This is a genomic window from Sphingomonas sp. Sph1(2015), from assembly GCF_001970915.1.
In the GTDB taxonomy this organism is placed as follows: domain Bacteria; phylum Pseudomonadota; class Alphaproteobacteria; order Sphingomonadales; family Sphingomonadaceae; genus Sphingomonas; species Sphingomonas parapaucimobilis.
The window spans coordinates 1-251 of sequence record NZ_MQUI01000145.1 but is presented as its reverse complement, the minus strand read 5'-3'; the positions used below and the strand labels follow the sequence as shown (position 1 = coordinate 251).

The following is a 251-nucleotide window of genomic DNA, read 5'->3' as shown; positions in this document are numbered from 1 at the left end:
GCGACATGCTCGCCGCGACCATGGCCGAGCTTGCGGCGCTGCGGGTCGCGGGCAAGGAAACGCAGGCGCAGATCGATGACCTGCGCGCCGAGCGGGCAGCGACCCGCGCCGAGATCGTGCGGCTGAACGCCGTCAACGACCATGCCGAGGCGGAACTGGCCCGGCTGCACGATATCATCGCCGCGCTGCGCCGGCACCGCTTCGGGGCCCGTTCCGAGAAGCTCGACGACGAGCAGTTGGAGATGGCGTTC

1 protein-coding gene is annotated in these 251 nt (G+C 70.5%); it reads left to right on the top strand.

The genetic code is table 11. The features are described from left to right. Nucleotides 1–20 precede the first annotated feature (20 nt). Nucleotides 21–251 (top strand): transposase domain-containing protein (locus BSZ14_RS20400; protein WP_445190555.1); only part of this gene is annotated, 231 nt, incomplete at its 3' end.